Origin of the sequence: Streptomyces sp. NPDC058246, from assembly GCF_042881985.1 — a bacterium.
Lineage (GTDB): Bacteria > Actinomycetota > Actinomycetes > Streptomycetales > Streptomycetaceae > Streptomyces.
Window position 1 is genome coordinate 70932 of record NZ_JBHVWZ010000018.1, and the last position, 11382, is coordinate 82313.

At 70.7% G+C, this 11382-nt stretch carries 11 protein-coding genes; 4 read left to right on the plus strand and 7 right to left on the minus strand.

The window, feature by feature from the left end:
* Positions 1-5: 5 nt before the first annotated feature.
* The 3 genes from ACFVXA_RS25050 to ACFVXA_RS25060 all read right to left on the minus strand — a co-directional run bounded on the left by ACFVXA_RS25050 (position 6) and on the right by ACFVXA_RS25060 (position 3833).
* Complete coding sequence (locus tag ACFVXA_RS25050) at positions 6-1028, minus strand: ABC transporter permease (RefSeq protein ID WP_390026760.1); 1023 nt, start codon at positions 1026-1028, stop codon at positions 6-8.
* Complete coding sequence (locus ACFVXA_RS25055) at positions 1025-2536, minus strand: sugar ABC transporter ATP-binding protein (protein ID WP_390026762.1); 1512 nt, start codon at positions 2534-2536, stop codon at positions 1025-1027. The genes ACFVXA_RS25050 and ACFVXA_RS25055 overlap by 4 nt, the downstream gene beginning before the upstream one ends.
* A gap of 115 nt (positions 2537-2651) precedes the next feature.
* Positions 2652-3833 (minus strand): ROK family transcriptional regulator, encoded by a 1182-nt coding sequence (locus tag ACFVXA_RS25060; protein WP_362028775.1) that lies wholly within the window; start codon positions 3831-3833, stop codon positions 2652-2654.
* A gap of 369 nt (positions 3834-4202) precedes the next feature.
* Here ACFVXA_RS25060 and ACFVXA_RS25065 point away from each other — a divergent pair, with 369 nt between their 5' ends.
* Together ACFVXA_RS25065 and ACFVXA_RS25070 are read left to right on the plus strand one after the other, a co-directional pair.
* A complete protein-coding gene (locus ACFVXA_RS25065) occupies positions 4203-4454 on the plus strand; it encodes a low temperature requirement protein A (RefSeq protein ID WP_383908373.1) in 252 nt (83 codons plus the stop codon).
* A 16-nt stretch (positions 4455-4470) separates the two neighbouring features.
* The gene (locus ACFVXA_RS25070; RefSeq protein ID WP_383745064.1) at positions 4471-4626 is read left to right on the plus strand and encodes a hypothetical protein; all 156 of its coding nucleotides are present in this window, start codon (positions 4471-4473) and stop codon (positions 4624-4626) included.
* Positions 4627-4657: 31 nt separating this feature from the next.
* Here ACFVXA_RS25070 and ACFVXA_RS25075 read toward each other — a convergent pair whose 3' ends face one another.
* From ACFVXA_RS25075 to ACFVXA_RS25090, 4 genes are all read right to left on the minus strand, one after another.
* The gene (locus ACFVXA_RS25075; RefSeq protein ID WP_362028767.1) at positions 4658-5335 is read right to left on the minus strand and encodes a GntR family transcriptional regulator; all 678 of its coding nucleotides are present in this window, start codon (positions 5333-5335) and stop codon (positions 4658-4660) included.
* Positions 5336-5531: 196 nt separating this feature from the next.
* Entirely contained in the window at positions 5532-6470 is a 939-nt protein-coding gene (locus ACFVXA_RS25080; RefSeq protein WP_362028764.1) for a beta-ketoacyl-ACP synthase III, read from the minus strand.
* Positions 6471-6766: 296 nt separating this feature from the next.
* Positions 6767-6895, minus strand: a complete 129-nt coding sequence (locus ACFVXA_RS25085; RefSeq protein WP_362028761.1) for a hypothetical protein — start codon at positions 6893-6895, stop codon at positions 6767-6769.
* Positions 6867-8195, minus strand: a complete 1329-nt coding sequence (locus ACFVXA_RS25090; protein WP_390026764.1) for an OFA family MFS transporter — start codon at positions 8193-8195, stop codon at positions 6867-6869. Before ACFVXA_RS25090 ends, ACFVXA_RS25085 begins: the two co-directional genes overlap by 29 nt.
* Positions 8196-8484: 289 nt before the next feature.
* Here ACFVXA_RS25090 and ACFVXA_RS25095 point away from each other — a divergent pair, with 289 nt between their 5' ends.
* Positions 8485-9456: a 2-dehydropantoate 2-reductase gene (locus ACFVXA_RS25095; protein WP_362028756.1), complete on the plus strand. Its 972-nt coding sequence runs from the start codon at positions 8485-8487 to the stop codon at positions 9454-9456.
* Complete coding sequence (locus ACFVXA_RS25100) at positions 9453-11375, plus strand: molybdopterin oxidoreductase family protein (protein ID WP_390026766.1); 1923 nt, start codon at positions 9453-9455, stop codon at positions 11373-11375. Before ACFVXA_RS25095 ends, ACFVXA_RS25100 begins: the two co-directional genes overlap by 4 nt.
* Positions 11376-11382: the final 7 nt, after the last annotated feature.

Here is an 11382-nt window from a genome sequence, read left to right on the forward strand (position 1 = left end):
TCGTGTCAGGTCGTGCGTGCTGTGCGCCGCTGGACCAGGACCGCGGCGACGATGATCGCGCCCTTGGCGATCTGCTGGACGTCGCTCTGGAGGTTGTTCAGCGCGAAGATGTTGGTGATCGTCGTGAAGATCAGGACGCCGAGCACCGAGCCGGTGATGGTGCCGCGGCCCCCGCTGAGCAGGGTCCCGCCGATGATCGCGGCGGCGATGGCGTCGAGTTCGTACAGGTTGCCGTTGGTGTTCTGGCCGGATCCGGACAGGATGATCAGCAGGAAGGCGGCGATGCCGCAGCACAGTCCGGAGAGCAGATAGAGGTACAGCCGCTGGCGTCGTACGTCGATGCCGGCGAGCCGGGCAGCCTCCGCGTTGCCGCCGACGGCGACCGTGCGCCGCCCGAAGGTGGTGCGGTTGAGGATCAGCCAGCCGATGACGGTGACGACGGCGAAGACGAGCACCAGGGGCGGTACGCCGAGGAGGTACGAGTCGCGCTCGCCGAGTTTCAGGATCCCGTCGATGGTGACGATCTGCGTCTTGCCGTCGGTGATCTGGAGGGCGAGGCCGCGGGCCGAGGCGAGCATGGCGAGCGTGGCGATGAACGGGACCATCCCGCCGTACGCGATGAGCAGGCCGTTCACGAGACCGCAGCCGAGGCCGACGAGCACGGCCGTGAAGAGGACGCCCGCGAAGCCGTACTCCTGGGTGGCGACCGTCGTGGCCCACACCGAGGAGAGCGCGACGATCGCGCCGACCGAGAGGTCGATGCCGCCGGAGGTGATGACGAACGTCATGCCGACGGTGACGACCCCGATCACCGAGGCCTGGGTGAGCACGAGTTGGAGGTTGCGGGTGTCGAGGAACTCGTCGGGCTTGGTGATGCCCCCGATGACGATCAGGGCGGCGAGCACCCCGAGGAGCGAGAGGGTACGGACGTCGGCGCGGGCCGCGAGCGTCCGCCATGATCCGTCGCCGTCCGTCGGCGATGTCTTCCGGGTGTCACCGGGCCTGGGCGGTGACGCGGGCTGCGTCATGATGTCCCTTCCATGACGAGGTCGAGTACACGGTGTTCGTCGAGCTCCCGGGCGGGCGCGGTGTGGACGACGCGCCCCTCGCGGAGCACCAGCACGCGGTCGGCGAGGCCGAGCACCTCGGGTACTTCGCTGGAGACCAGCAGCACGGCGAGGCCTTCGTCGGCGAGGCGGCGGATGACCGCGTACAGCTCGGCGCGGGCCCCGACGTCGACCCCGCGGGTGGGTTCGTCGAGGAGCAGTACCCGGCAGCCGCGCAGCAGCCAGCGCGCCAGGACGGCCTTCTGCTGGTTGCCGCCGGACAGCGTCCGGATCGGCACCGACGGGTTGTCGGGGCGCAGAGACAGCTCGCGGGTCGCGGCCCGGGCCGCGCCGCGTTCGGCACGACGGTCGATCCAACCGCCGTGCGCGAAGCGGGACATGGAGGAGACCGACACGTTGCGGGTGACGGACTCCAGCATCAGCAGGGCCTGCGCCTTGCGCTCCTCCGGGGCGAGCCCGAGTCCGGCGCGGACGGCGGCGCGTACGCTGCCGGGGCGCAACGGCCGTCCGTCCACGCTGACGTGACCGGCGGTCGGTTTCCGTGCCCCGTAGATCGTCTCCAGGATCTCGGAGCGCCCGGAGCCGACGAGCCCGGCCAGGCCGACGATCTCGCCGGGGCGCAGGTCGAGGTCGAGTGGCGCGAACTCCCCGTCGCGGGCGAGGCCCTGGAGCGTGAGCACCGGTGCGGCCGGAGGCCGTGACCCGGGCCGGTCCGGGAAGACGTACTCGACGGTGCGCCCGGTCATCAGCGCCACCACCTCACGTGTCGGCGTGGACTTGGCGGGCAGTCCGCCCGCGACCGCGCGCCCGTCCTTCAGCACCGTCACGCGGTCGCCGATGCGGCGGATCTCCTCGAGGCGGTGCGAGATGTAGACGACGGCGACGCCGTCCGCGGTCAGATCGCCCACGATGCGGAAGAGGTTGTCGACCTCGTCGGGGTCGAGGGCGGCCGACGGCTCGTCCATGACGATCAGACGTACGTCGTGGGAGAGCGCCCGGGCCATGGAGACGATCTGCTGCTGGGCGGCCGACAGCTCGCCGACGAGCCGCGCCGGGTCGATCTCCGGGTGCCCAAGTCGCTTGAGCAGACCGGCTGTTGACGCTCTGGCCGCCTTTCCCCGTACGACGAAACCGGCTGTCGTGGGTTCATGGCCGAGGTGGACGTTCTCGGCCACCGACAGGCCCTCCACCAGGTCGAGTTCCTGGTAGATGGTGGCGATACCGAGGCGCATGGCGGCGATCGGCGACCTGAGGGTGACGTGTTCTCCGCGCCAGCCGATGGTGCCCTCGTCGGGCTGGTGGGCACCGGCCAGGACCTTGATGAGGGTGGACTTCCCGGCGCCGTTCTGGCCGAGCAGGCAGTGCACTTCGCCGGCCTGGACGTCGAGGTCGACGCCGTCGAGGGCCCGGACGCCGGGGAACGACTTGGTGATGCCGGACATGGTGAGCAGCGGTGGTTCTGGTGCCATGACGGTTCCCCTTGGCAGGCGTGCGGGCCGGTTGCAGGGCGGAGCGCGTGCGGAGCAAGCGTTTTCAGGCAGGGCAGAGCAGGGCGCTGTGCTGGTGGTCCCGCGAGGGCGGGAGTTACGCGGGTGAGAACAGGTGGTCGCTGATGAGCCGGGCTCCGCCGATGACTCCGGCGGTGGGGCCCAACTCGCCCAGGACGATGGGAAGATTGCCGGTCGCCAGCGGCAGCGACTGGCGGTAGACCTGGGTGCGGATCGCGGCGAGCAGGGTGTGGCCGAGACCCGTCACCCCACCGCCGATCACCACGAGACCGGGGTTGAAGAAGCTGACCAGGCCGGCGATGACCTGGCCGGTCCGGTTGCCGCCCTCGCGGATGAGATCGAGGGCGGTGGCGTCGCCGGCCGCTGCCGCGGCGGCGACGTCGACGGCGGTGAGCGTGCCTGCCGCCGCGAGCCGGGATGCCAGCTCCTCGGAGAGTCCCTGCTGGGCGGCGTCCGTGGCGTCGCGGGCGAGCGCGGCGCCGCTGAAGTGGGCCTCGAGGCAGCCCCGGTTGCCACAGGCGCAGGGCCGTCCGTCGGGCACGGCCTGGATGTGCCCGATGTCGCCGGCGCTGCCCGTCGTACCGCGGTAGACCTCACCGCCGACGACGATGCCGCAGCCGATACCCGTGCCGATCTTGACGCAGAGGAAGTCGCCCACGGAGCGTGCGACGCCCGCGTGCTGCTCCCCCATGGCCATCAGGTTCACGTCGTTGTCGACCATGACCGGGCATCCGAGTTCCTGGCTGAGCGCCTCCCGGACCGGGAAGCCGTCCCAGCCCGGCATGATCGGCGGGGCGACCGGGACGCCTTCGGGGAAACGGACGGGCCCCGGTACGCCGATCCCGGCGCCGTCGAACCCCTCCGCGAGCCCCGAGGCCCTCAACTTCGCGGCCATGGACAGGACTTGCTCGAAGACCGCGACCGGGCCCTCGCGGACGTCCATGGGCTGGTTGATGTGCCCCAGCACTTCCAGCTCCGCGTTGGTGACGGCCACGTCGATCGAGGTCGCGCCGATGTCGACGCCGAGGAAGCGCAGCGCGGGCGCCAGCCGGATGTTGTGGGAGCGGCGCCCACCGCGGGATGCGGCGAGTCCGTCGGCCACCACGAGGCCGGTCTCGAGGAGCCGTTCCACCTCGACGGCCAGTTTCGACCGCGAGAGGTCGACCTGATCTCCCAGCTGGGCACGGGAGTTGGGGCCGCCGTCGCGCAACAGGCGCAGCAGCCGGGCCTGATGCGCGTTCGCGGGTCGTGCCGTCATACGTCTCACGAGCCCCTCCCCGCCTCGATCGGCCTGCGTCCGTCGGGTTCCGGCCACTTCGCCGGTCCTGCTTTCGAGGGGAACGTAGCAGCGGCTGCCGGGAGTGGGAAGAAGTCGCGCAGGAATTGCTGCCAACTTTCTCCACTCACAGGACAAAGAGAGGCCTGCGGACCACAGGAGCGGCCGCGTACGATCTGCGCATCATCGGTTCTGGGGAACACATGAACGCGGCAGTGGTCGAGGCAGGGACCGCCGGACGGGATGAGACCGGGCGCAGGGTCAGCATCCTGGGTCTGTGGCTGCTCGCGCCGGCGCTCCACTTCGTCACGCCGTTCATGGCCGAGCACGGTCCGCGGCTCAGGGGCGGGCGTGAAGCGGCGTTCCTGCGCGCCCAGTCGGGCGGTCTCGACCCGGCGCACTTCGTGGATACGCGCCTTCCTGCCCATGCTGCTCGGCATCGCCTGTCTCGCGGCGGGCGCGAAGAAGTCGCTCGGGCATCTCACCGAGCATCTGCACACCGCTCCCGCCGTCGCGCTCGCCGGCGGAGTGGCCCTCTTCCTCACGGGCGACGTGGCGTTCCGGGCGGTCCTGCGGCCCTTGTCCTGCGGCTCTTCCCGGTGACCTACGCGCGGCGGCGGTGCCCGTCACCCTGGCCACCACGCCGCTCGGCGTCCGCCTGTCGGCGCTCGCCGAACTCCTCGCGCTGGTGGGGGTGCTGGTGGCGATGCTGGGGGCGGAGGCACGGTGGTCACCGTGCCGGCCCGCGACCGGGTCCCCAGTGGCCGCGGGCTGATCACCACAGGGGGCCGTGAGTGACCACCCGGCTACTTCTCCCGTTCGTGGTACATCTTCCGCGTGTGCTCCGTGTGGGCGCGCATGACCGCTGTCGCGCGCTGCTCGTCGCGATCCGCGATCGCCGCGATCAGTTCCCGGTGCTCGATCCAGGACTGGTGTCCGCGCTGCCGGGCGACCGGCGTGTAGTACCAACGGACCCGTCGGTCGACCTGCGCGGCCAGCTCGGCGAGGACCGTGTTGCCCGCGAGCTCCATGACCTTCGCATGGAGCCGGGCGTTCGTCGCGACCGCGCCGTCCACGTCGTCGGCCGCGACCGCGCGCTCGCCCTCCGCGCACAGCTGCTCCAGCGCGGCGATGGCCTCGGCGCCCGCGTTGGCGGCGGCGAGCCGGGCGGCCTCGGCCTCCAGGAGCGTACGGACCGTGAGAAGTTGGTCCGCCTCCTCCTCGGTGGGTTCGTGCACGAACGCGCCCTGGGCGGGCCGCAGATCGACCCAGCCCTCGGTGCTCAGTCGCTGCAGCGCCTCGCGCACGGGCTGCCGTGACACCCCGAGATGCCCGGCGAGTTCGCTCTCGACGAGATGCTGGCCCGGCTGGAGGGCGCGGGTGGTGATGAGTTCGAGCAGCGCCTCGTAGACGCGGTCGCGCAGCGGGCCGGGCCGTTCGAGCTTGGGTACCGCACCCTGCGGCAGTCCTGTCGTCGACAACATGACGGTCCCTCCTGGGCAGCGCCGTCGCTGCAAATATGAAAGCCAATTATGAATTGTCTTTCGCCTACAGTCTACGGCGCACAAACGCCAGGAGGCACGGGAGTTGACCCCGTCGCACCGGTCGTACGAGGGGTCGAACAGGGAGGGCACCGGCGGAACACGTCCAGCTCACGGACACCGGCGGAACGCGCGCACTTCACGGACAGCGGACGACCTGTCCCGCGTACGACAGGTTCCCGCCGAAGCCGAAGAGCAGGACGGGGTCGCCCGTCGTGATCTCCCCGCGCTCCACGAGCTTGGAGAAGGCGAGCGGGATGCTCGCGGCGGAGGTGTTGCCGGAGTCGGTGACGTCGCGTGCGACGACGGCGTTGACCGCGCCGATCTTCTCGGCGAGGGGCTCGATGATGCGCAGGTTCGCCTGGTGCAGGACGACCCCGGCGAGTTCCTCGGGGGCGAGTCCCGCACGCTCGCAGGCCTTGCGGGCGATGGCCGGCAGCTGCGTGGTGGCCCAGCGGTAGACGCTCTGCCCCTCCTGGGCGAACCGCGCGGGCGTGCCCTCGATCCGTACGGCGTGCCCCATCTCGGGCACCGAGCCCCACAGCACCGGCCCGATCCCCGGATCGTCGGACGCCTCGATCACGGCGGCCCCCGCCCCGTCGCCGACGAGCACACAGGTCGTACGGTCGCTCCAGTCCGTCACGTCGGACATCTTGTCGGCGCCGATGACGAGCGCCCGGGTGGCGGCGCCCGCGCGGACGGCGTGGTCGCCGGTGGCCAGCGCATGGGTGAAGCCCGCGCAGACGACGTTGACGTCCATGGCGGCGGGCGACGGGATGCCGAGCCGGGCGGCGACCCGGGCGGCCATGTTCGGGGAGCGGTCGACGGCCGTGGAGGTCGCGACCAGGACCAGGTCGATGTCGGCCGGGGTCAGCCCCGCCGCCGCGAGCGCCTTGGCGGCGGCGTGCGCGGCCAGCTCGTCGACGGGCTCGTCGGGCCCGGCGATGTGGCGCGTACGGATGCCCACGCGGCTCCTGATCCACTCGTCGCTGGTGTCGACCAGGCCCGCCAGGTCCTCGTTGGTGAGTACCTTGGCGGGCTGGTAGTGGCCGACGGCGGCGATCCGTGAGCCGTTCATGAGTGGTCCCCCTCGTTGCCTTGGGTAGCGGGATCCACCAGTCTGATCAGTGACTCACGGGTACGACGGCACGTGATGGGACAGGAAAGGGGCGCCAGGCTTGTCGGCTTCTGTCAGACCTTCGGACGCCCGAAGCCGTTCCGCACGGGCGCCCGGTCCCGCAGGCGGCGGGGATTCCGTACGCGCACCGGGACCGCGGCTCGCGTGATCCCGTACGCGCACCGGGACCGCGGCTCGCGGAATTCCCTCCGCGCACCGGGACCGTACGCCGCGGGATCCGTACACCCGCCCGCACCTCACCCCGTGAACAGTTGTTTGGCCTTGAGGACGAGCTCGTACAGGCCGTAGCACAGGGGCGCCCCCACCCACAGCCAGGCGAAGGCGATCAGTCCCCGCCTACTGGGCGGACTGCTCTCGCTGGACATCGACGGCCTCCCTCGGTGCGGGAATGTGGTGCCGGACATGGACGGGACGTACCAGCTCATTGGCGACGAAACCGACCGCGAGCAGGCCGATCATGATCAGGAACGAGAGGCCGTAGAGGGACGAGCCGTGTTTGCCGGCCGCCTCCTGGTGGTCCGCGATCCAGTTGACGATCAACGGGCCGAGGACGCCCGCCGTGGACCAGGCGGTGAGCAGCCGGCCGTGGATCGCTCCGACCTGGTAGCCGCCGAAGAGGTCCTTGAGGTACGCGGGAATCGTCGCGAAGCCGCCTCCGTAGAACGAGAGGATCACCAGCGCGCAGATGATGAACAGCGGCTTCGAGGAGTCCCCGAACCACGCGATGAGCGCGTACATGAGCGCGCCCATCCCGAGGTAGAGCCGGTAGATGTTCTTGCGGCCGATCAGGTCGGACGTCGACGACCAGCCGATGCGGCCCGCCATGTTGGCGGCCGACAGCAGGGCGACGAAGCCGGCGGCGGCGGAGACGGACACCGGCGTGGACGTGTCCGCGAAGAAGTCCGTGATCATCGGGGCGGCCTTCTCCAGGATGCCGATGCCCGCGGTCACGTTCATGCACAGCACGACCCACAGGCACCAGAACTGTGGGGTGCGGACGGCGTTCCGGGCGGAGACCTGGACGCCGTCGAGCGCGCTCGGCGCGGACGCGACCGGCTTCTCGCCGCGCGGGACCCGGACCAGCAGCACGCCGAGCGACATGAAGACGGCGTACGTCAGCCCGTGCACGAGGAAGGCGAGCGCGATCCCGGAAGAGTCGGAGCCGAAGGACTTCAGCATCTGGGTGGACCAGGGGGAGGCGATCAGCGCGCCGCCGCCGAAGCCCATGATCGCGATGCCGGTGGCCATGCCGGGCCTGTCCGGGAACCACTTGATCAGGGTGGAGACGGGCGAGATGTAGCCGATGCCGAGGCCGATACCGCCCACGAACCCATAGCCGAAGACGATCAGCCAGTACTGCTCGGTGGCGGCGCCGAGGGAGGCGATCAGGAAGCCGGAGGAGAAGCAGATCAGGGCGACGGTCATCGCCCAGCGCGGGCCGTTGCGCTCGACGAGTGTGCCGCCGAACGCGGCCGACAGGCCGAGCATCACGATGCCGAGCTGGAAGGGCAGCGCGCTCTGGGTTCCGCTGAGGTCGAGCGCGGATTCGAGCGGCGGCTTGAAGACGCTCCAGGCGTAGGCCTGGCCGATGGAGAGGTGGACCGACAGAGCGGCCGGCGGAACGAGCCAGCGGCTCCAGCCGGGCGGTGCGACAGGGGGGCTCATGATCCCGAACGATAGGAAGCGGTTGCCCGATGGGGAAGCCGCCCGGCGAAAACTCGTCGACCGTATGCGATGAGCGGTACTCCTGACGCGACGAACGGTCGATGGGGCCGGGTGAACGGTCCCGCGGTCCCGTTCGGAGGGGCCCTTCACGCGCCGCACCGCCGACCTCCAAGCCTTGCCCCAACCCTCGCTCCAGCCCTTGCTGCGGCCGGTTCCATCCTGTAGACAATATTTCGTCGACAGAGTTCGGCAGTTCCTCGGTACCCTCGACCGAACGGAGCGCCACACAGTGAAAGTCGCCGTTCTCGGCGCCGGTGCGATCGGCGCCTACGTCGGCGCCGCGCTGCACCGCGCAGGCGCCGAAGTGCACCTCGTCGCCCGTGGACCGCATCTCGCGGCCATGAGGCAGCACGGAGTCAGAGTCCTCAGCCCGCGCGGCGATTTCGCCGCGCGGGCCCATGCCACCGACGACCCGGCCGAGATCGGCCCGGTCGACTACGTCTTCCTCGGCCTGAAGGCCAACTCGTACGCGGCGTGCGGGCCGCTGATCGAGCCACTCCTGCACGACACCACGGCGGTCATCGCCGCCCAGAACGGCATCCCCTGGTGGTACTTCCACCAGCACGGCGGCCCGCACGACGGCCACCGCATCGAGAGTGTGGACCCGGGCGGCGCGGTGAGTGCGGTGCTCGCGCCCGAACGGGCCATCGGGTGCGTGGTCTATGCCGCGACCGAGTTGGAAGGACCGGGAGTCGTACGCCATCTCGAAGGCACCCGGTTCTCCATCGGCGAGCCCGATCGTTCCCTCTCGGAGCGCTGTCAGGCGTTCAGCGAGGCCATGCGGGCGGGCGGGCTCAAGTGCCCGGTCGAGCAGGACCTGCGCAACGACATCTGGCTCAAACTGCTCGGCAACATCTCCTTCAACCCCATCAGCGCGCTGGCCCGCGCGACGATGCGGCAGATGTGCCTGCACGGCGGCACGCGCAAGGTCATCGAGATCATGATGACCGAGACGCTCGCCGTCGCGGAGGCCCTCGGCTGCAAGGTCGGCGTCTCCATCGAGCGGCGCCTGGCCGGCGCCGAGCGCGTCGGCGACCACCGCACCTCCACGCTCCAGGACCTGGAGCGGGGCAAGCCCATGGAACTCGACGTGCTGCTCGCGGCCGTCGTGGAGCTGGCGGAGATCACCGAGGTCCCGGTGCCGACGCTGCGGACCGTCCACGCCATCTCCGATCTGCTCGCGCTGCGGACCGCCGCATGACGGGACGCGGCCCGAAGACCTACGCCCGGCTCACCCACCCCTTGATCCGGGACTCCCGCGACCAGCCGCTCCGGCAGGCCACCTGGGACGAGGCGCTGACCCGCGTCGCCGAGGGGCTCGGCCGGGCGCGCGGCGCCTTCGGGATGTTCTCGTGCGCCCGCGCGACCAATGAGATGAACTACGTGGCGCAGAAGTTCGCGCGGGTCGTGATGGGCACGAACAACGTGGACTCCTGCAACCGCGCCTGTCACGCGCCGAGCGCCGCCGGTCTCTCGGCGGCGTTCGGCTCGGGCGGCGGGACCTCGTCGTACGAGGAGGTCGAGCAGACCGATCTCCTCGTGCTGTGGGGCTCCAACGCCCGCCTCGCGCACCCGGTCTTCTTCCAGCACGTGCTGAAGGGGATCAGGAACGGCGCCCGGATGTACGTGGTCGACCCGCGCCGTACGTCGACGGCCGAGTGGGCGGAGGGCTGGCTCGGACTGAACGTCGGCACCGACATCCCGATGGCCCACGCGATCGGCCGGGAGATCATCCGGGCGGGGCTCGCCAACCACACCTTCATCGAGCGGGCTACGAGCGGATTCGACGAGTACAGACGACTCGTCGAGCCCTGGACCCTGTCGCTCGCGGAGAAGGTGACGGGCGTACCGGCCTCCGCCATACGGGAGCTGGCGCACGCGTACGCCCGCGCCGAGCGCGCCCAGCTGTGCTGGACGCTGGGCATCACGGAGCACCACAACGGCACGGACAACGTCCGCGCGTTGATCAATCTGTCCCTGCTGACCGGGCACGTGGGCCGCTACGGCTCCGGGCTCCAGCCGCTGTGCGGGCAGAACAACGTGCAGGGCGGCGCGGACATGGGCGCCGTCCCGAACCGTCTGCCCGGCTTCCGGGACGTCCTCGACCCGCAGGCGCGGCTCACGTTCGGGTCTGCCTGGGACACCGTGATCGAGCCGCACTACGGGCTGAACCTGACGGAGATGTTCGAGGCCATGGAGGAGGGCACGCTCAGGGCCGTCTACTGCATCGGCGAGAACCCGGCGCGGTCGGAGGCCGACAGCGAGCGGACGCGACGTCGGCTGCGCGCCCTCGACTTCCTGGTCGTGCAGGACATCTTCCTGACGAAGACGGCGGAGTCGGCGGACGTCGTGCTGCCCGCGGCCGCCGGCTGGGCCGAGACCGAGGGCACGACGACCAACAGTGAGCGGAGGGTTCAGCGGGTCCGGGCGGCGGTCACCCCGCCCGGCGAGGCGCGCGACGACATCGACATCCTCTGCGATCTCGCCGGACGCCTCGGCCACGACTGGAAGTACGCGGACGCCGAGGCCGTCTGGAACGAGCTGCGGTCGCTGTCGCCGGACCACCACGGGATGACGTACGAGCGGCTGGAGGCGCACCAGGGTCTCCAGTGGCCGAGCCCGGACATCGACCGGCTCGAACCGACCTATCTGCACGGGCGGTTGTGGGCGTCCGACCCGGCCGAGCGGGGGCGGCGCGCGCCCTTCGGTCTCGTCCAGCACGATCCGCCCGTCGACCTGACGGACGAGGAGTACCCGATCCGGCTCACCACGGGGCGCCGCCTCGACTCGTACAACTCCGGTGCGCAGAGCGGCGGTTACGCATCGCCACTGCGGCGCGGCGAGTCCATCGAGCTGTGCCCGGAGGACGCGGAGCACTACGGAGTGGTGGTCGGTGAGGAGGTCCAGGTCTCCTCACGGCGGGGTTCGGTGGTGGCGCCGGTGTGGGTCGACACGGCGCTGCGGCCCGGCCTCGCGTTCATGACCCTGCACTTTGCGGACGAGGTGGACACCAACCGGCTGACGATCGGGGCGAGCTGTCCGATCGCGGGAACGGCGGAGTTCAAGGCGTCGGCGATCCGGATCGAGAAGCTGCCCGTCGCGACCGTGGTGAGGGGCTGAGACAGGA